The following is an 18,186-nucleotide window of genomic DNA, read 5'->3' as shown; positions in this document are numbered from 1 at the left end:
TTCCCTCTCTCCCTCTTTCGCCCCCCCGCTCCCACCTCGTCCCCCCCCCCCCCCCCCCACACCCCCCCCGGGACCATCCATACAGATCCGCACCGGTCCACATGGGCCGACACCAGCCGGATTCGCTCGCACTGGCGACCCGATCGAACGTCCGTGCGTCAGCTTGCCGAACCCTCGCCTGTCGGACCCGTCGTTTGTCGAACCGCCCCCTGCCCGTCCGTCAGCGCTTCGCCACGAACACGTGGGAAGCGATGTCCGAGTCCAGCTCCGCGGCCTCGCCCCCACTGCCGACCAGCACACCGCCGGGCGACTCGGTCACGCTGACCACCGAACCGGGCTGTACGCCCGCCCGGCGCAGCGTGTACATCAGCTGCGCGTCCGTCTGGATCGGCTCGCCGATCCGGCGGATCACGACGGTCTTGCCCTCCGCGCCCGGGTCGAGCTCGGAGAGGCTGACCATGCCCTCCTCCAGGAACGGATCGGCCTCGGCCTTCTCGCCCAGCTCCTCCAGTCCCGGGATCGGGTTGCCGTACGGCGATTCGGTCGGGTGACGCAGCAGCTCCAGCACCCGCCGCTCCACCGCCTCGCTCATCACGTGCTCCCAGCGACAGGCCTCGGCGTGCACCTGCTCCCACTCCAGACCGATGACGTCGACGAGCAGGCACTCCGCGAGCCGGTGCTTGCGCATCACGCGCGTCGCCAGCTTGCGCCCTTCGTCGGTCAGCTCCAGGTGTCGGTCGCTGGCGACGGCCACCAGGCCGTCGCGCTCCATCCGCGCCACCGTCTGGCTCACCGTCGGGCCGCTCTGGTCGAGCCGCTCGGCGATGCGGGCGCGCATGGGGACCACACCTTCCTCTTCCAGTTCGAGGATGGTGCGGAGGTACATCTCCGTGGTGTCGATCAGTCCGGACATTCGTGCCCCTCGGATTGCGTGCGCTGGCCCTGCCCCCAATTCTGACCCATCGCGCCGACAACCGTCCCGTGTAGGACGTCAAGGGCCGTTCCGGACTGCCTCGAAACGCCCCTCGCGCCCCCATGGCCACCTCTCATTACGTCGCCCACCGGGCCTTTCGCCCCGTGGATGGAAGTTCGTATTGACACACCCTTGGTCCAGACCGCACGGTGAGCGGCGGACACGGACGACAACCTCACCCACTCCACCCGGAAGGCCATCGGCGTATGAGCGAGAGCAAGCTGGCCGGTCAGTTCTTCGACGCCGCGATCGGCCTGCTGGAGCGGGTACGGGACGAGGAGTCCGCACGCATCAACGAGGCCGGCACCGTCATCGCCGACGCCGTGGCCGCCGGGAACAAGCTCTTCGCCTTCGGCGCCGGGCACTCCTCGCTCCCCGCCCAGGACGTGGTCTACCGGGCCGGCGGACTCGCCCTGATGAACTTCCTCGCCGTCCCCGGCACCGCCGGCATCGACGTCATGCCCGCCACCCTCGGCAGCGCCCTGGAGCGCGTCGACGGCCTCGCCGGGGCGGTCCTGGACAGCAGCCCGGCCAGTGACGGCGACGTCCTCGTGATCATCTCCCTCTCCGGGCGCAACGCGCTGCCCGTCGAGATGGCCATGAACGCCCGCGCGATCGGACTCAAGGTCATCGGCGTCACCTCGGTGGCCTACGCGACCGACACCAAGTCCCGCCACGTCTCCGGCACCTTCCTCAAGGACCACTGCGACATCGTCCTCGACAGCAAGATCGCGGTCGGCGACGCCGAGCTCACCCACGAAGGCATCGAAGCCCCCTTCGCCCCCGCCTCCACCGTCGTGACCAGCGCGATCATGCAGGCCGTCATGGCCGCGGCGGCCGGCGAGCTCGTCGGCCGCGGGGTCGAACCGCCGCTCCTGCGCTCGGGCAACGTCGACGGCGGCCACGAGTGGAACGGCCGCGTCATGCAGGAGTACGGCGACCGCATCTTCTTCCGCCACTAGGCACCTCACCTCCCCGCCAGCCCCAGACCCAGACCCAGATCCAGATCCGCCGCGACGCGGGCCGCCACCTCCTCCGCGTACGCCGCGTCCGCACGCTCGAAGGCGGCCCTGGACGGCCCGCGCAGGAACGTCAGCGTCCCCAGGCTCCGGCCCCTGCTGCGCAGGACCGTGCACAGGGCGTGCGCCGCCCCCTCGGGCCAGCGGCGGCTGCCCGCCCACGCCCCGTCGGCCTGCCCGTGCGGGGCGCTGGCCCGCACCGACCCGACCCGGTCCAGCGCCTGCAGCGCCGGGTGCCCGGCCGGGTAGCGCACCGGGATCGCCCCGGGCTCGGGCAGCCCCGGCAGGCCGGGCGGGGACGCCGCCCAGCGCAGCAGCCGCGCGGGCTCCGGTTCCCGCAGCGGCTCCAGTACGTCCACCAGCGCGTGCTCGGCGAAGCCCGCCAGCGCGAATTCCAGCCGCACCGCCGCCGCCTCGGCCGGGTCCTCGCACTCGGCGGCGGCCCGCCCGGCCCGGTACAGCTGGTGGGACCGGAACCGCAGCTGCGCCGTGTCCAGCTGCGCCTGGCGGGCCTCGGTGACGTCCTGGAACAGCAGCGCGACCCCGAGCGGTACGGGTTCCTCCGCGAGCGGCGACGCCAGGCGCAGGAACCCGCACCGCCAGCACCGCCGCCGCACGCCCTCGGGGCCCCGTACGGACACCCACAGCTCCACGGGCGCCGGGGGCGCGCCCTCGGCCAGCACGTGCTGCAGGGCCCCCTCCAGCTCCTCCACCCCCTGCGCCAGCAGCTCCCCCAGCGGCCGCCCGAGCAGCATGGTGCGGCCGGACCCGAAGGCGCGGGCGGCATGGACGTTGACCACGGCCGGGCGCAGGTCCACATCCACGAGCACGACGCCCCAGGAGGCGTCCTCCATCAGCGCCTCGCTCAGGGCGATGGAACGCTCCAGGTCGATCTGCGCGTGCACCTCGCTGAAGGCGCAGTACACCCCGGCCGGCTTCCCGTCGGCGCCCGGCACCCCGGCGGACTGGGTCCGCACGAGCACCCGCCCGCCGTCCTTGGTCAGCAGCGCGAACTCGTGCACCTGCCGCCCCGGCACGTCCTGGGCGGCCATGAGTCTGTCCTGCACGTCCTGCGCGTCGGCGGCCCGAACGGCCCACCCCGCAAACCCCTTGCGCCCCACGGCCTCCCCCGCCGACCACCCGAGGATCCGCTCGGCCTCACGGTTCCAGTGGGTGATCACGCCATCGGCATCGAACGCGCACAAGGCCGCGTCCATCCCGTCCAGCAGCGCTGCGAGCAGATCGTCGGCGGTGTCACTACGTCCGGATGCTGTCACCTGGGCCCCCTGCAGGTGTTCGCGTGTGCGGCACGTCACAGCATTGAACTCGAACGTGACGCAGCCCACACCCACTTCCCGGAATCATCCCGGTATGTCCGGTGGCGAGGGCCGCCCGGTCAGCCGAGGAGCACCACGAGGAGCGCCACACCGGCCAGCGCGGCCGTACCGATCGCCACCTTCGCCCCGGCCGACCGCACCCACCACTCCCGCCGCGCGACAGCCCGGGCCATGCGCGGCTCGGGCCCGGCCCCGGATCCCGCCGTCGTCCGGTACTCGCGCGGCAGCGTCCCCTGACCCATGTGGCCCCCAGCCCTCGGCGGCCAGAATAGGCGGCCCGGAGATGCCTGGAAATCGATCCCGTAATTCGGTTGAGCGCGATCCGCGGGGGTGTTTACAGTGACGGCACACGAGAAGGGAGGTGGTTGCCGCAATGTACGGAAACCGGACGCGTGAGGTGGCTGCGGGCTAAAGCGCCCGCTGTCGCACGCACCCAGTGCGGTGCCAGGCGGAGTCGCCGGCGCCAATCCCAAGCAGTCACCCGACCCGCGAGCTCGCCGGTACGTCCGGCCGGCTTCCCCCACTGCAGGGGGGAAACCCGAGCTCGCGGGTCGTCTGCATGTACAGGCCCGATGTTCAGGCCTTACGGGCAGAGGCGTTCCACGCGCCAGGTGCCGGCCTCCAGGACGTAGCGGAGGCGGTCGTGGAGGCGGTTCTCGTGGCCCTGCCAGAATTCCACCGCGTCGGGGATCACCCGGATGCCGCCCCACTGCGGGGGAACGGGAACCTGTTCGCCTTCCGGGTAGCGGGCCTCCAGTTCGGCGTAGCGGCGGTCCAGCTCCTCGCGGGAGGCGATCACCGTGGACTGTTCGCTGGCCCAGGCGCCCAGCTGGGAGCCGTGCGGGCGGGAGCGGAAGTACGCCGCCGTCTCGTCCCGGCCGATGCGCGAGGCCGTACCGGTGACGATGACCTGGCGGGCGATCGGGTGCCAGGGGAAGAGCAGGGACACGAAGGGGTTGGCGGCCACTTCGCGGCCCTTGCGGGAGTCGTAGTTCGTGAAGAAGACGAAGCCGCGGTCGTCGAACTGCTTCAACAGGACCGTGCGCGAGCTGGGCCGGCCCTCGGGGGTTGCGGTCGCGACGACCATCGCGTTGGGTTCGAAGACGTTCGCATCCGCCGCGTCCCGGAACCAGCGCGCGAACTGGCCCATCGGCTCATCGGCGAGGCTCTCCTCGACGACGAGCTGGGAGCGGTACTGCTTGCGCATGTCGGCAGGGTCAAGGTGCTGATCGGTCACGCGGCCATCCTGCCGCAGCGTGGCGTCCGCGACTGTGCCGTATGTCACGCTTCCCCGCGCCAAGCGGAACGGACAAAATCTTGGGGCCGGTCCGACGGTCCCGAACGGATGACCATCGGCCGTGCCGGGCATCAACGGGGATGACCGCGCCGGACCGCGAATCACGCCGGGAGCCGCGCGTGTTCGCACTATTTGAGGAGCCGCCTGATGTCCGACTTCGTACCCGGTCTCGAGGGAGTCGTCGCGTTCGAAACGGAGATCGCCGAACCCGACAAAGAGGGTGGGTCGCTGCGGTACCGGGGCGTCGACATCGAAGACCTCGTGGGCCACGTCTCCTTCGGGAACGTCTGGGGCCTGCTGGTCGACGGTGCCTTCAACCCCGGCCTGCCGGCCGCCGAGCCCTTCCCGATCCCGGTCCACTCCGGTGACATCAGGGTCGACGTGCAGTCCGCGCTCGCCATGCTCGCCCCCGTCTGGGGTCTGAAACCGCTGCTTGACATCGATGAGCAGACCGCCCGTGACGACCTGGCGCGGGCGGCCGTGATGGCGCTGTCGTACGTGGCCCAGTCCGCGCGCGGCCAGGGCCGGCCGATGGTCCCGCAGAGCGAGATCGACAAGGCCGAGTCCGTCGTCGAGCGGTTCATGATCCGCTGGCGGGGCGAGCCCGACCCCAAGCACGTCAAGGCCGTCGACGCGTACTGGACCTCGGCCGCCGAGCACGGGATGAACGCGTCCACGTTCACCGCGCGCGTCATCGCCTCGACGGGTGCCGACGTCGCGGCCGCGCTGTCCGGCGCGGTCGGCGCGATGTCCGGACCGCTGCACGGCGGGGCGCCCTCGCGCGTCCTCGGCATGATCGAGGAGATCGAGCGCACCGGCGACGCCGTGGCGTACGTGAAGAAGGCCCTGGACAAGGGCGAGCGGCTGATGGGCTTCGGGCACCGCGTCTACCGCGCCGAGGACCCGCGCGCCCGCGTGCTGCGGCGTACGGCCAAGGAACTGGACGCCCCGCGCTACGAGGTGGCCGCCGCGCTGGAGAAGGCCGCCCTGGAGGAGCTGCACGCGCGCCGTCCCGACCGGGTGCTCGCGACGAACGTGGAGTTCTGGGCCGCGATCATGCTGGACTTCGCGGAGGTTCCGGCGCACATGTTCACCTCGATGTTCACGTGTGCCCGTACCGCCGGCTGGTCCGCGCACATCCTGGAGCAGAAGCGCACGGGCCGCCTGGTCCGCCCCTCGGCCCGCTACACCGGGCCGGGCGTGCGCAACCCGCGCGACATCGCCGGATACGACGACATCGCCTCCACCGCCTGAGCGAACGACCGCGCCGGCTGCCCCCGCACAGGGCCGCCGCCGTGACGAAGGGCGCCGCATCCCCTCGGGGGTGCGGCGCCCTTCGCGTTGCGGGGGGGCGGAGGGGTCTCAGCCCAGTTCCGAGTCCAGGATCCGGGCCCATTGGGCGACCACCCGCGCCCGGCGGGCGGTGTCGTCGGTGAGGACGTTGGCCAGGCCCAGGCCGCGGGCCATGTCGAGCAGGCCCTGCACGGTCTCCCGTACGCCCGGGACGGACTCGTCCGCGCCCAGCAGCTCCACGGCCATGCGGTGGGTCTCGCGGCCCACGCGGGCCTCCAGCTCGGCCACACGGGGGCGCAGCTGCTCCTCGTGGGAGGCCGCGACCCAGAGCTGGAGGGCGGCGCGGAACATCGGGCCGGTGTACAGGTCGATGAGCGCCCCGACCACGTCGGCGCGGGCCGCCGCGGCGCCGCCCTGCGGGAACAGGTCCAGCAGGGCCGTCGAGCGCACCTCGGCCATGTACTCGACGGCCGCCGTGAACAGCTCCTCGCGGGTGCGGAAGTGGTGCTGGGCCGCCCCGCGCGAGACACCTGCGCGCTCCGCGACCACGGCGACGGTGGATCCGGCCCAGCCCTGCTCGGCGAGGCAGGAGACGGCCGCTTCGAGGAGGTGGCGGCGGGTGACGCGGCTGCGGGCCTGCTTGGGGGCGGTCGGGCCGGGCTGATCCGTCGGGCCGGGCTGGTCCGTCGGGTCGGTCGCGCCGGCCTTCGTGGTCACCGCAGCCATGACGGGTCCCGTCGCTCGAAGCGGGCGCTGATGCCCTCGCGGGCCTCGGCGGAGGCGAAGTGCCGGGCGGACAGCTCGGTGAGGGCCGCTCCGTCCCGCTCCAGGGCGGCCCGTACCGGGGCCGTGACCAGGTGTTTCGTCGCGGCCAGGGCCTCGGGGCCGGCCTTGAGGAGGCCGTCCAGGACGGGGGCGAGCACCTTGTCGACGTCCGCGTCCGGGGTGTGGAGGGTGAGCAGGCCGATGCGGGTGGCCTCGGCGGCGTCGAAGACCTCGGCGGTCAGGAAGTAGCGGGCCGCGGCGCGGGGGTCCAGGCGCGGGAGCAGCGGCGCGGAGATCACGGCCGGGACGACGCCGAGGTGCGTCTCGGTGAAGGCGTACGTGGACGCCTGCCCGGCGGCGGCGATGTCGCAGACGCCGAGCAGGCCGAGGCCGCCCGCGCGGACGTGGCCGGTGACCCGGGCGACGACGGGCTTGGCCAGTTCGGCGATCTCGCGGAGCAGGGCCAGGAAGTCCGCGGGGTCGCAGGGGGACTTGAGGTCGGCGCCGGCGCAGAAGGTGGTGCCGGTGTGGGTGAGGACCACCGCCCGGGTGGACGGGTCCGCTGCGGCGGTGGCCAGGGCCGTACGGAGTTCCTCGACCAGGGTGGCGGATAGGGCGTTGCGGTTGGCCGGGGAGTCGAGGGTGAGGGTGGTGAGGCCGGGCGTTCGCGCGGCGTGGACCAGTGGGGGCATGTCTCCTCCGGAGGGGGTGGTCGGTCGGTCGGGAACCCCTCCGGGGAGGGTATGCGGGTCGCCTGCGGCGGGCTCCGGCGGGCTCCGGTGGGTACCCCTGCGGGGCAAAGTCCCCGCGGCGCCCCCTGCCGCTGCGCGGGGCGGAGTCCCCTACCCGCCCTTCCACCGTTCCCCGGGAGCTGCCCGGACCCGCGCCTCAAACGCCGGCGAGGCTGATTTCGGCTGACGCCGACGGATATCCAGCCAGCCCCTCCGGCGTTTGAGGAGCGGGCTCCGGGGCGGAGCCCCGGGGAACGGGCGAAGGGCGGGTAGGGGAACTCGCCCCGCAGGGCCCACCCAGCCGCACCCGCCCACCGGACCCCAAGCCGGGACAGCAGGGGCAGGCACGCCGACCGGCGCGTCAAAGAGGGGCTAGTACGACTTGGGGAGGCCCAGGGTTTGGTGGGAGATGAAGTTGAGGATCATCTCGCGGCTGACCGGGGCGATCCTCGCCACCCGGGAGGCGACGATCAGGGCGGCCAGGCCGTATTCCTGCGTGAGGCCGTTGCCGCCCAGGGTGTGGACGGACTGGTCCACCGCGCGGACGCACGCCTCCCCCGCGGCGTACTTCGCCATGTTCGCGGCCTCGCCCGCACCCATGTCGTCGCCGGCGTCGTAGAGGCGGGCCGCCTTCTGCATCATCAGGCGGGCCAGTTCGAGGTCGATGTGCGCGGCCGCCAGGGGGTGGGCGATGGCCTGGTGGGCGCCGATGGGGGCCTTCCAGACCTGGCGGGTCTTCGCGTAGTCCACGGCCCGGGACAGGGCGTAGCGGCCCATGCCGATGGCGAAGGCGGCGGTCATGACGCGCTCGGGGTTGAGGCCCGCGAAGAGCTGGAGCAGACCCGCGTCCTCGTCGCCGACCAGCGCGGAGGAGGGCAGGCGTACGTCGTCCAGGACCAGCTCGAACTGCTTCTCCGCCGCCTGGAGTTCCATGGAGATCGGGGTGTACGCGAAGCCCTCGGCCTCGCGGGGGACGATGAACAGGCAGGGCTTGAGGCTGCCCGTCCGGGCGTCTTCCGTGCGGCCGACGATGAGGGTGGCGTCGGCGATGTCCACGCCGGAGATGAAGACCTTGCGGCCGGTGAGGACCCAGTCGTCGCCGTCGCGGCGGGCGGTGGTGGTGATGCGGTGGGAGTTGGAGCCGGCGTCGGGTTCGGTGATGCCGAAGGCCATGGTGCGGGTGCCGTCGGCGAGCCCGGGGAGCCAGGCCCGCTTCTGGTCCTCGGTGCCGAAGCGGGCGATGACCGTGCCGCAGATGGCCGGCGAGACGACCATCATCAGGAGCGGACAGCCCGCGGCGCCGAGTTCCTCGAGGACGATGGAGAGTTCGGCGATGCCGCCGCCTCCGCCGCCGTACTCCTCGGGGAGGTTGACCCCGAGGTAGCCCAGTTTCGCGGCGTCCGCCCACAGTTCGTCGGGGTGGCCGCCCTCCCGGGCGATGCGGGCGAGGTACTCGCGCCCGTACTTGCGGCCGAGGGCGGCGACCGCCGCGCGCAGGGCCTGGTGCTCCTCTGTTTCGAGAAGCGTGGGGCCGACGGTCGTGGTGCCGGGGGTGGAGCTCATGCTTCCTCCTGGACTACGGCGAGCAGGGCGCCGAATTCGACCTGTTGGCCGGTGACGGCGTGGAGCGCGGCGAGCGTGCCGGAGGCGGGCGCGAGGATGCGGTGTTCCATCTTCATGGCCTCCAGCCAGAGCAGGGGCTGCCCGGCGGTGACGGGGCTGCCGGGGGCGAGGCCCTCGGCGACCCGGACGACGGTGCCGGGCATGGGGGCGAGCAGGGAGCCCGGTTCGGTGCGGTCCTGGGGGTCCTCGAACCGGGGGACGGGGGTCAGGGCGTGGGCGCCGAGCACGGAGTCCACGTACGCCGTGTTCGAATTTCGTTTCACGTGGAACAGCCGTCGTACGCCGTCCACTTCGAGGGTGACCAGGTGGCGCGCGGCGGACAGGACCCGGACACCGGGGTGGTCGAGGAGTTCCGGGGGGCCGCTGCGGGCCGGGTGGTAGCGGACCTCGTACGCGGTCCCGGCAGCCGTGTAGTGGCGGCTCTGCGGCTGGGAGCGGAGGTTGCGCCAGCCGCCGAGGCGGGTGGCGAGGGGGGCGTCCGGCTCGGGGGCGGCCTCGGCGAGGGCTGCGGCGAGCGCGCAGAGCCCGGGAGCCGGGTCGTCCGGGGCCGTCTCGGTGAGGGCGGGCAGGTGGCGCTCGTAGAACCCGGTGTCGAGCCGGGCCGCGGCGAACTCCGGGTGCCGCAGGGAGCGTACGAGGAGCTCGCGGTTGGTGGTCAGCCCGTGGATCCGGGCTCCGGCGAGGGCCTGCGCCAGGGCGCGGACCGCCTCGGCGCGGGTCGGGGCATGGGCGACGACCTTGGCCAGCATGGCGTCGTAGTGGACGGAGACGGTGTCCCCGTCGGTGAAACCGGTGTCCACGCGGACCGGGGAGGGGACGTCGAGGGTGTGCAGGACGCCGGTCTGCGGACGCCAGTCGAGGGCCGGGTCCTCCGCGTAGAGGCGGGCCTCGACGGCGTGTCCGGCGGGGGTCGGCGGCTGCAGGGGCAGGGCGGCGCCCTCGGCGATCCGCAGTTGCAGGGCGACGAGGTCGATGCCGAAGACCGCTTCGGTGACGGGGTGTTCCACCTGGAGGCGGGTGTTCATCTCCAGGAAGTACGGGCGGCCCTCGGCGGTGACGAGGAACTCCACCGTGCCCGCGCCCTCGTACGAGACCGCGCGGGCGGCGGCCACGGCGGCCTCGTGGAGGGCGCTGCGCAGGGCCTCCGGGAGGCCGGGCGCGGGGGCTTCCTCGATGACCTTCTGGTGGCGCCGCTGGAGGGAGCAGTCGCGGGTGCCGAGCGCCCAGACGGTGCCGTGGGAGTCGGCGAGGATCTGCACCTCGACGTGGCGGCCGCGCTCCACGTAGGGCTCGGCGAACACCTCTCCGTCGCCGAAGGCGGACAGGGCCTCGGCGGAGGCGGCTTCGAGGGACTCCTTGAGGGAGTCGAGGTCCCGGACCACCCGCATCCCGCGGCCGCCGCCGCCCGCCGCGGCCTTGAGGAGCAGCGGGAGGTCGGCGGCGGTGGCCGCGTGCGGGTCGACGGGTTCGAGCAGCGGGACCCCGGCGGCGCGCATCAGCTCCTTGGCCCGGGTCTTGGAGGCCATGGCCTCCATGGCCCCGGGCGGCGGGCCGACCCAGGTGAGCCCGGCGGCGCGGACGGCGCGGGCGAAGTCGGCGTTCTCGGAGAGGAACCCGTAGCCGGGGTGGACGGCATCGGCGCCCGCCGCGAGGGCGGCCGCGATGACCAGGTCGCCGCGCAGGTAGGTGTCGGCGGGAGCCGCGCCGGGCAGCCGTACGGCCGCGTCGGCCGTACGGACGTGCAGGGCGTCGGCGTCGGGGTCGGAGTGGACGGCGACGGTGGCCAGGCCCAGCGCGCGGGCCGTGCGGAAGACGCGGACGGCGATCTCGCCGCGGTTGGCGACCAGGAGGGAGGTGAGGGGGACGGTCTGGGACGTGGTCTGGGGGGTGTTCAGAGTCATGTGCGGGCTCACATCCGGAAGACGCCGAAGCCGCCACGGGCGCCCTCGACGGGGGCGTTGTGGACGGCCGACAGGCACAGGCCGAGGACGGTCCGGGTGTCGCGCGGGTCGATGACCCCGTCGTCGTACAGCCGTCCCGACAGGAACATGGGCAGGGACTCGGACTCGATCTGCGCCTCGACGAAGGCGCGCATGCCGGCGTCGGCCTCCTCGTCGTAGGGCTGTCCCTTCGCCGCGGCGGACTGGCGGGAGACGATCGAGAGCACGCCGGCGAGCTGGGCGGGGCCCATGACGGCGGACTTGGCGCTGGGCCAGGCGAAGAGGAAGCGGGGCTCGTAGGCGCGGCCGCACATGCCGTAGTGGCCGGCGCCGTAGCTGGCGCCGATCAGGACGGAGAGGTGGGGGACCTTCGAGTTCGAGACCGCGTTGATCATCATCGAGCCGTGCTTGATGATGCCGCCCTGCTCGTACTCCTTGCCGACCATGTAGCCGGTGGTGTTGTGGAGGAAGAGGAGCGGGATGTCGCGCTGGTTGGCGAGCTGGATGAACTGGGCCGCCTTCTGCGATTCCGCGCTGAACAGCACCCCTTGGGCGTTGGCGAGGATGCCGACCGGGTAGCCGTGCAGGCTCGCCCAGCCGGTGACCAGGCTGGTGCCGTAGAGGGGCTTGAACTCGTCGAAGTCGGAGGCGTCGACGATCCGGGCGATGACCTCGCGGGGGTCGAAGGGGGTCTTGAGGTCGGCGGGGACGATCCCGAGGAGTTCCTCCGGGTCGTGGAGGGGTTCCTCGGCGCGCGGAGGATCGGTCCGGGCCTTGCGGTGGTTGAGGCGGGCGACGACGCGGCGGGCCTGGCGGATGGCGTCGTGCTCGTCGAGGGCGTAGTAGTCGGCGAGGCCGGAGGTCCGGGCGTGCATGTCGGCTCCGCCGAGGGACTCGTCGTCGCTCTCCTCGCCGGTGGCCATCTTGACGAGCGGCGGGCCCCCCAGGAACACCTTCGAGCGGTCCTTGATCATGATGGTGTGGTCGGACATGCCGGGGATGTACGCGCCTCCGGCGGTGGAGTTGCCGAACACGACGGCGATGGTGGGGATGCCGTCGGCCGAGAGCCGGGTGAGGTCGCGGAAGATGGCGCCGCCCGGGATGAAGATCTCCTTCTGGGAGGGGAGGTCGGCGCCGCCGGACTCGACGAGGCTGATGCAGGGCAGTCGGTTCTGGCGGGCGATCTCGTTGGCGCGCAGGGCCTTCTTGAGCGTCCAGGGGTTGGAGGCGCCGCCGCGGACGGTGGGGTCGTTGGCGGTGACCAGGCATTCGACGCCCTCGACGGTGCCGATGCCGGTGACCATCGAGGCGCCGACCGGGTAGTCGCTGCCCCAGGCGGCGAGCGGGGACAGCTCCAGGAAGGGGGTGTCCGGGTCGAGGAGCAGCTCGACCCGCTCGCGGGCGAGGAGCTTGCCGCGGGTCTTGTGGCGGGCGGTGTACTTCTCGCCGCCGCCGGCGAGGGCCGCGGCGTGCGCGGCATCGAGCTCGGCGAGGCGTTCCAGGGCGGCTGTACGGGCCTGCGCGTGCTCGGGGGCGAGCGGGTCGACGGCGCTCTTGAGGCGGGTCACGGGGTCCCCTCCGGGGCGGTGGTGGGTACGGGGGGCTCCGCCGGTTGCGCGGGGGGCTCTGTCGGCGGCGCCGGGTCTGCCCGGTGTGCCGCGGGCGGCGCCGAGACTGGCGGGTGTGCCTCAGGCGGCGGGGCTACCGGGGGTGCCGCGGGCGGCGTCAGCAGGGATACCGGGATGTCCACGTGGCGGGAGCGGAGCCATTCGCCGAGGGCCTTGGCCTGGGGGTCGAAGCGGTGGCCGGAGGCCACGCCGTCGCCGAGGATCCGGGTGATGGTGAAGTTGAGGGAGCGGAGGTTGGGGAGCTCGTGGCGGGTCACCTCCAGGGGGGCGGTCTCCGGGAGCAGCGTCTTGAAGGCTTCGACGGTGAGGGTGGTGTGGAGCCACTCCCAGGCGGGGTCGGTCTCGGCCCATACGCCGACGTTGGCGTCGCCGCCCTTGTCGCCGCTGCGGGCCCCCACCAGCAGGCCCAGCGGCACCCGGCGGGTGGGTGTGGCCCCTTCCGGAGCCGGTGGCTCGGGGGTGGTGGGCCCTGCGGGGCTTTCCCCCACCCCGCCCCTTCCCGAAACCGGGGGCTGCGCCCCCGGACCCCCGGGGCGGGGCTCCGACCCGGCCCCTTCGGGGGCTCCGCCCCCGGACCCCCGCTCCTCAAACGCCGGAGGGGCTGGATTTTCCTGCCCCGCAGGGACGGCGTCCGCGTCCGCAGCAACCCGGAGCCTCGTGCCGTCCGCGAGGACCGCCGTGTGGGGGACCTCCGCGGCCGGGACGGTGGTCGACTCGAAGACCCCGTAGGGCTGGGCCGGGGACGGTGGGGCCGTGACGTGGAAGCCCGGGTAGCTCGCGAGCGCGAGCTCGATCGCCGCCGAGGTCAAGGCGCGGCCCACCCGGTCGGGGGACGGGTCCCGGACGACCAGGCGGAGCAGCGCGCTCGCGGTCTCCTCCGTCTCCGCGTCCTCGTGGTCCGTACGGGACAGCGTCCAGGAGACCGACCCAACCGGCTCGAGCAGCCCGGCCAGCTGCTCCCGCACCAGCGCCGCCTTCGCGTCCACGTCCAGACCCGTCAGGACGAAGACGACCTCGTTGCGCCAGCCCCCGATGCGGGTCACTCCCGCCTTGAGGGTCGCGGGCGGGGCTTCCCCGCGGGTGCCCGAGACCTCCACCCGGTCCGGGCCGGCCTGCGTCAGCCGGACCGCGTCCAGGCGGGCCGTCACGTCGGGGCCGAGGTAGCGGACGCCCTGGGTTTCGTAGAGGAGTTGCGCCGTGACCGTACCGACGGAGACGACTCCGCCCGTGCCCGGGTGCTTCGTGATCACCGACGAGCCGTCCGAAGAGATCTCCGCCAGCGGGAAGCCCGGGCGGGACACGTCGTGGCGGGTGAAGAAGGCGTAGTTGCCGCCCGTGGCCTGGGTCCCGCACTCCAGTACGTGGCCCGCCACCACCGCCCCGGCCAGCCGGTCGAGGTCGTCCGGCCCCCAGTCGAACCACCATGCCGCGGGCCCGCTCACCAGCGCCGCGTCCGTGACCCGGCCGGTCACCACCACGTCCGCGCCCGCCCGCAGGCAGGCCGTGATCCCGGCGCCGCCGAGGTAGGCGTTCGCGGTGAGGGCACCCTCCCCGTACGGCATCGGGGACGACGTCGGGGACGACATCAGGTCGTCGCCCTCCACGTGCGCGACCGCGACGGGGACGGACAGCTTCGCGGCCAGCGCGCGGACCGCTCCGGCGAGTCCCGCCGGGTTCAGGCCGCCCGCGTTCACGACGAGCCGTACGCCCCGCTCGTGGGCGAGGCCCAGGGACTCCTCCAGCTGGCGCAGGAAGGTTTTGGCGTAGCCGAGTTCCGGGTTCTTCAGGCGGTCGCGGCCGAGGATCAGCATGGTCAGTTCGGCCAGGTAGTCCCCGGTGAGCACGTCGAGGGGGCCGTCCGTCAGCATCTCGCGCAGGGCGTCGAAGCGGTCCCCGTAGAAGCCCGACGCGTTCCCGATCAGCAGGGGGCGCCGGGTCACCGGGAGGCCCCCGGCGTGCGGCCCGGGCCCGCCGGGCCCGCGAAGGCCTGGGCGATGTCGAGCCAGCGGTCGGCGTCGGGGCCGGATGCCGTCAGGGCCAGGTCGGCGCGGTGGGCGCGCTGGGTCACCAGCAGGCAGAAGTCGAGCGCCGGGCCGGTGATCCGCTGCGGCGCGTCCTCGGGGCCGTACGTCCACACCTCGGCGGGGGCTCCCGGAACCGTCAGCTCCACCCGGAACTCCTCCGCCGGCGCGGGCAGTCCCCGTACCGCGTACGCGTAGTCGCGCGCCCGCACCCCGATCCGCGCCACGTGCCGCAGCCGGGCCGTCGGCACGCGGCGCACGCCGAGCGCGTCGGCGACGTCCTGGCCGTGCGCCCAGGTCTCCATCAGGCGGGCGCTCGCCATCGACGCGGCCTTCATCGGCGGCCCGTACCAGGGGAACTTGGCGTCGGGCGAGGCCGCGGCCAGGGCCCCGTCGAGCGCGGTGCGACCCTCGCGCCAGCGGGCGAGCAACTCGGCGGGAGCCAGCGCGGCGCCCTCCGCGGCGCCCGCGTCGACGAAGGAGTCGGGGGCCTTCAGGGCCTCCTCGACCAGTCCCGCGAAGGCGGTGGCGTCGGTGAGGGCGAGCAGCGAGGCCCGGTCGGTCCAGTGCAGGTGGGCGATCTGGTGGGCGAGGCTCCAGCCGGGTGCGGGCGTGGGCTTCGCCCAGTCGGGAGCAGGCAACTCCCCGACCAGGGAGTCGAGTTCCCGGCCCTCCTCGCGGAGATCGGCGAAGACGGCGAAGGCGTTCTCGACAGCGGACGGATCGGGCACGGGTGCGCTCCCCTTCTCGGCGTGAGGGGAAGCGTGGCAGCCGCCGGGAAAACAATCAAGCGTGCTTGCATTTATTTTTTCGAAGGTAATGGGGGTGAGTGGCAAGGGATTTGGGCGCCGGCGTGGTCGGCCCCACCGTCACGACGGTCCCGGCGTGCCCTGCGCGCCCTGCGGGAGCCGTCCCCTACCCGCCCTTCCACCGTTCCCCGGGCTCCGCCCGGACCCCTTGTCGCGCGCGGCGCCGTTCCCGGGGGCCAGCCCCCGGGCCCCCGCTCCTCAAACGCCGGAGGGGCTGGATTTCCGCCGGCGTTTGCGCGTCGGCTGTCTCCGCGGCGAGGATCTCCGTCACGGCCGAGCGCAAGGACGAGGACGGGGCGGGGACATGGACGTGTACGGGGACGAAGGCCTGGTCGCGGGCGCCGTCAAAGGCGTGATGTTCGACTTCTCCGGCACCCTCTTCCGCGTCGAGCCCACCGAGGACTGGCTGCGCGCGGTCGTGGCGGACGCCGGTATCGACCTGGCCGAGGCCGAACTCACCTCCCTGGCCACCCGGCTCGAAGAGGCGGGCGCCCTGCCGGGCGGCGCCTCGCCGCGGCGGCTGCCGGCGCGGCTGGAGCCGCTGTGGCGGGAGCGGGACCTGAGCCCCGAGCAGCACCGGGCCGCCTACACCGCCCTCACCCGCGAGGTGCCGCTGCCCTCCGCGGAGCTGGCCGACGCCCTGTACGAGCGGCACTGGACCCCTGCGGCCTGGCGGCCCTACCCCGATACCGCGGCCACGCTCGCCGCCTTGCACGAACGGGGCGTCCCCGTCGCCGTCGTCAGCAACATCGGCTGGGACCTGCGCCCCGTCTTCCGCGCGCACGGGGTCGACCGGTTCGTCGACGCGTTCGTGCTCTCCTTCGAGCACGGAGTCCAGAAGCCCGACCCCCGCCTGTTCCGGATCGCCTGCGAGGCGCTCGGGGCGGAGCCCGCGGACGTGCTCATGGTCGGGGACGACGCCGTCGCGGACGCGGGGGCCACGGCGCTGGGGTGCCCGGTCCGGCTGGTCGAACACCTGCCGGTCGAGCAGCGGCCGGACGCACTGAGCGCGGCGCTCGGGCGGACCGGGCTCCTCTGACGCGCAGCCGGGCGGAAGGGACCAGCCGAGCGGAAGGGACCAGCCGGGCGGAAGGGATCAAGCGGCGGTACCGGCCGCCCGGCGCGTGAAGTCCATCGTCCAGTTGTGGACCCAGCTCGCGCCCTCGTCGGCCGAGAAGAACTGCTCCCAGCGCGGGGAGCCCGTCTCCGTCCCCGACCACACGAACCGCACGAGGACGGCCTTGCCCTCGTAGGTGTCCTCGCCCTCGAAGACGCCCGTACCCGAGGCCGCGTCGAAGCGTCCGATGACGGGCGGGAAGAGCGTTCCGGTCCGGCGGCTGGCCCAGTTCAGGGTCCACTGCTCGCGCTCGGGGTCGTAGAGCCGCAGGGTCATCCCCGCGAACCCCTTCGTCGGAAACTCGATCTCGTCGAAGCTCGCGGCGCCGTCGAAGTGGCGGGTGGCCCGGGACACCGCCGGGAACTCCTCCCACCCGCTGTCCGCGTCCAGGAAGTCGGCGAGCCACCGGTTGGTGACGTCCCAGGTGCCGGCGAAGAAGTCGAAGTCGTTCATGTGCGGTCTCCCCAACAACGGTGCTCTGCAGCTCTGATGCTCTTTGCGCTGATGGGGGAACCGTAGGAGCAGTTCACTGACATCCTGCGTCAGTGAAGCGCACGTGAAGTCCAGCCGACTGCTCTCGATCCTGCTCCTGCTCCAGACCCGGGGCCGGATGACCGCCGCCGAGCTCGCCGGGGAGCTGGAGGTGTCGGTCCGTACGGTCTACCGCGACGCGGAGTCGCTGGCCGCCGCCGGCGTCCCGCTGTACGGCGACGCCGGACACAGCGGCGGCTACCAGCTCCTCGACGGCTACCGCACCCGCCTGACCGGCCTGGCCGCGGGCGAGGCCGAGGCCCTCTTCCTCACCTCCATGCCCGGCCCGGCCGCCGAGCTCGGCCTCGGCCGGGCCCTGTCCACCGCCCAGCTGAAGCTGCGCGCCGCCCTGCCCGCGGAGCTGCGTGCGCAGGCCGACCGGATGCGGCTGCGGTTCCACCTGGACGCGCCCGGCTGGTACGCGGAGCACGAGGAGACCCCGCACCTGGCGCGGGTCGCCGACGCGGTGTGGCGGGGGCGGGTCGTCGAGGTCCGCTACCGGCGCTGGAAGGCACCCCACGAGGTGAACCGGCGGCTGGCCCCGTACGGGCTGGTCCTGAAGGCGGGTCGCTGGTACCTGGTCGCGGCCACGGCGGCCGGCCCCGACACCGCACCCGGCCCCGGCACGGCCGCCGGCCCCCCGTTCACCTACCGGGTGGACCAGATCCTCGCGGTGCGCGAGACCGACGAGGAGTGCGTGCTCCCGGACGGCTTCGAGCTGGCCTCCCACTGGCGGCGCACCCAGGCGGAGTTCCACGAGCGGCTGTACCCGGAGGAGGCGGAGGTACGGGTCTCCGCGCGGGCCGCCGCCCGGCTGACCGGCGCCCAGGCCAGGGCCCTGGCCGCCACCGGGACCCCGGACCCCGAACTTCCCGGCTGGACCAGGGCGGTAATGCCGATCGAGTCCCAGGACCACGCGGAGGCGCAGTTCCTGCAGCTCGGCGCGGAGGCCGAGGTACTGGCCCCACCGGCCCTGCGCCGACGCATCCGAGCAGCGGCCGCCGCGACGGCGGCGCGCTACGGGACTGCGTGCCAGGGAACTCCGGGGGCCGGGGACGCGGACAGGAACGGCTGAGGCCTTCCCTCCGGCGCGGGCGACTGG

General features: G+C 73.5%; 16 protein-coding genes. 4 read left to right on the top strand and 12 right to left on the bottom strand.

The window, feature by feature from the left end:
- Positions 1-220: 220 nt before the first annotated feature.
- Entirely contained in the window at positions 221-913 is a 693-nt protein-coding gene (locus ACFRU2_RS26660) for a metal-dependent transcriptional regulator (protein ID WP_274548200.1), read from the bottom strand.
- A 266-nt stretch (positions 914-1,179) separates the two neighbouring features.
- On the opposite strand from ACFRU2_RS26660, the gene ACFRU2_RS26655 reads away from it, so the two are divergent.
- On the top strand, positions 1,180-1,935 hold the full coding sequence (locus ACFRU2_RS26655; protein ID WP_382976471.1) for an SIS domain-containing protein: 756 nt from the start codon (positions 1,180-1,182) through the stop codon (positions 1,933-1,935).
- A 5-nt stretch (positions 1,936-1,940) separates the two neighbouring features.
- On the opposite strand, the gene ACFRU2_RS26650 is transcribed toward ACFRU2_RS26655, so the two are convergent.
- From ACFRU2_RS26650 to pdxH, 3 genes are all read right to left on the bottom strand, one after another.
- On the bottom strand, positions 1,941-3,269 hold the full coding sequence (locus ACFRU2_RS26650) for a PAS domain-containing protein (RefSeq protein WP_382976469.1): 1,329 nt from the start codon (positions 3,267-3,269) through the stop codon (positions 1,941-1,943).
- A gap of 119 nt (positions 3,270-3,388) precedes the next feature.
- Positions 3,389-3,571 carry a hypothetical protein gene (locus tag ACFRU2_RS26645; RefSeq protein WP_382976467.1) on the bottom strand — a complete coding sequence of 61 codons (183 nt, stop codon included), beginning with the start codon at positions 3,569-3,571 and terminating at the stop codon, positions 3,389-3,391.
- A 341-nt stretch (positions 3,572-3,912) separates the two neighbouring features.
- Positions 3,913-4,536, bottom strand: a complete 624-nt coding sequence (gene pdxH / locus ACFRU2_RS26640; protein ID WP_382976824.1) for a pyridoxamine 5'-phosphate oxidase — start codon at positions 4,534-4,536, stop codon at positions 3,913-3,915.
- Between the two features lie 237 nt (positions 4,537-4,773).
- On the opposite strand from pdxH, the gene ACFRU2_RS26635 reads away from it, so the two are divergent.
- Complete coding sequence (locus tag ACFRU2_RS26635) at positions 4,774-5,880, top strand: citrate synthase 2 (RefSeq protein ID WP_382976466.1); 1,107 nt, start codon at positions 4,774-4,776, stop codon at positions 5,878-5,880.
- A 108-nt stretch (positions 5,881-5,988) separates the two neighbouring features.
- Here ACFRU2_RS26635 and ACFRU2_RS26630 read toward each other — a convergent pair whose 3' ends face one another.
- From ACFRU2_RS26630 to ACFRU2_RS26600, 7 genes are all read right to left on the bottom strand, one after another.
- Positions 5,989-6,645 carry a TetR/AcrR family transcriptional regulator gene (locus tag ACFRU2_RS26630; protein ID WP_382976465.1) on the bottom strand — a complete coding sequence of 219 codons (657 nt, stop codon included), beginning with the start codon at positions 6,643-6,645 and terminating at the stop codon, positions 5,989-5,991.
- Positions 6,633-7,376 (bottom strand): enoyl-CoA hydratase family protein, encoded by a 744-nt coding sequence (locus ACFRU2_RS26625; RefSeq protein ID WP_382976463.1) that lies wholly within the window; start codon positions 7,374-7,376, stop codon positions 6,633-6,635. The genes ACFRU2_RS26630 and ACFRU2_RS26625 overlap by 13 nt, the downstream gene beginning before the upstream one ends.
- 411 nt (positions 7,377-7,787) lie before the next feature.
- Entirely contained in the window at positions 7,788-8,978 is a 1,191-nt protein-coding gene (locus ACFRU2_RS26620) for an acyl-CoA dehydrogenase family protein (RefSeq protein WP_382976461.1), read from the bottom strand.
- Positions 8,975-10,939 (bottom strand): biotin carboxylase N-terminal domain-containing protein, encoded by a 1,965-nt coding sequence (locus ACFRU2_RS26615; RefSeq protein WP_382976459.1) that lies wholly within the window; start codon positions 10,937-10,939, stop codon positions 8,975-8,977. Before ACFRU2_RS26615 ends, ACFRU2_RS26620 begins: the two co-directional genes overlap by 4 nt.
- Positions 10,940-10,947: 8 nt before the next feature.
- Positions 10,948-12,546, bottom strand: coding sequence for an acyl-CoA carboxylase subunit beta (locus ACFRU2_RS26610; protein WP_382976457.1), 1,599 nt, complete (start codon positions 12,544-12,546; stop codon positions 10,948-10,950).
- Positions 12,543-14,474, bottom strand: coding sequence for an acyclic terpene utilization AtuA family protein (locus ACFRU2_RS26605; RefSeq protein WP_382976821.1), 1,932 nt, complete (start codon positions 14,472-14,474; stop codon positions 12,543-12,545). The genes ACFRU2_RS26610 and ACFRU2_RS26605 overlap by 4 nt, the downstream gene beginning before the upstream one ends.
- A 68-nt stretch (positions 14,475-14,542) precedes the next feature.
- Positions 14,543-15,358 carry a TIGR03084 family metal-binding protein gene (locus tag ACFRU2_RS26600; RefSeq protein WP_382976455.1) on the bottom strand — a complete coding sequence of 272 codons (816 nt, stop codon included), beginning with the start codon at positions 15,356-15,358 and terminating at the stop codon, positions 14,543-14,545.
- Between the two features lie 382 nt (positions 15,359-15,740).
- Here ACFRU2_RS26600 and ACFRU2_RS26595 point away from each other — a divergent pair, with 382 nt between their 5' ends.
- Positions 15,741-16,475 (top strand): HAD family hydrolase, encoded by a 735-nt coding sequence (locus tag ACFRU2_RS26595; RefSeq protein ID WP_382976453.1) that lies wholly within the window; start codon positions 15,741-15,743, stop codon positions 16,473-16,475.
- Positions 16,476-16,532: 57 nt separating this feature from the next.
- Here ACFRU2_RS26595 and ACFRU2_RS26590 read toward each other — a convergent pair whose 3' ends face one another.
- Positions 16,533-17,006 (bottom strand): hypothetical protein, encoded by a 474-nt coding sequence (locus tag ACFRU2_RS26590; RefSeq protein WP_382976451.1) that lies wholly within the window; start codon positions 17,004-17,006, stop codon positions 16,533-16,535.
- Positions 17,007-17,109: 103 nt separating this feature from the next.
- On the opposite strand from ACFRU2_RS26590, the gene ACFRU2_RS26585 reads away from it, so the two are divergent.
- Positions 17,110-18,159, top strand: coding sequence for a helix-turn-helix transcriptional regulator (locus ACFRU2_RS26585; protein ID WP_382976449.1), 1,050 nt, complete (start codon positions 17,110-17,112; stop codon positions 18,157-18,159).
- Positions 18,160-18,186: the final 27 nt, after the last annotated feature.

The organism is Streptomyces sp. NPDC056883, assembly GCF_042788835.1.
Lineage (GTDB): Bacteria > Actinomycetota > Actinomycetes > Streptomycetales > Streptomycetaceae > Streptomyces > Streptomyces stoeckheimensis.
This window is presented reverse-complemented; position numbering and strand designations above follow the sequence as displayed.

Coding starts and splice junctions, on each gene's coding strand:
- ACFRU2_RS26660 (WP_274548200.1), bottom strand. CDS start 913: ATGTCCGGACTGATCGACACCACGGAGATGTACCTCCGCACCATCCTC.
- ACFRU2_RS26655 (WP_382976471.1), top strand. CDS start 1,180: ATGAGCGAGAGCAAGCTGGCCGGTCAGTTCTTCGACGCCGCGATCGGC.
- ACFRU2_RS26645 (WP_382976467.1), bottom strand. CDS start 3,571: ATGGGTCAGGGGACGCTGCCGCGCGAGTACCGGACGACGGCGGGATCC.
- pdxH (WP_382976824.1), bottom strand. CDS start 4,536: ATGCGCAAGCAGTACCGCTCCCAGCTCGTCGTCGAGGAGAGCCTCGCC.
- ACFRU2_RS26635 (WP_382976466.1), top strand. CDS start 4,774: ATGTCCGACTTCGTACCCGGTCTCGAGGGAGTCGTCGCGTTCGAAACG.
- ACFRU2_RS26630 (WP_382976465.1), bottom strand. CDS start 6,645: ATGGCTGCGGTGACCACGAAGGCCGGCGCGACCGACCCGACGGACCAG.
- ACFRU2_RS26625 (WP_382976463.1), bottom strand. CDS start 7,376: ATGCCCCCACTGGTCCACGCCGCGCGAACGCCCGGCCTCACCACCCTC.
- ACFRU2_RS26620 (WP_382976461.1), bottom strand. CDS start 8,978: ATGAGCTCCACCCCCGGCACCACGACCGTCGGCCCCACGCTTCTCGAA.
- ACFRU2_RS26615 (WP_382976459.1), bottom strand. CDS start 10,939: ATGACTCTGAACACCCCCCAGACCACGTCCCAGACCGTCCCCCTCACC.
- ACFRU2_RS26605 (WP_382976821.1), bottom strand. CDS start 14,474: ATGCTGACGGACGGCCCCCTCGACGTGCTCACCGGGGACTACCTGGCC.
- ACFRU2_RS26595 (WP_382976453.1), top strand. CDS start 15,741: ATGGACGTGTACGGGGACGAAGGCCTGGTCGCGGGCGCCGTCAAAGGC.
- ACFRU2_RS26590 (WP_382976451.1), bottom strand. CDS start 17,006: ATGAACGACTTCGACTTCTTCGCCGGCACCTGGGACGTCACCAACCGG.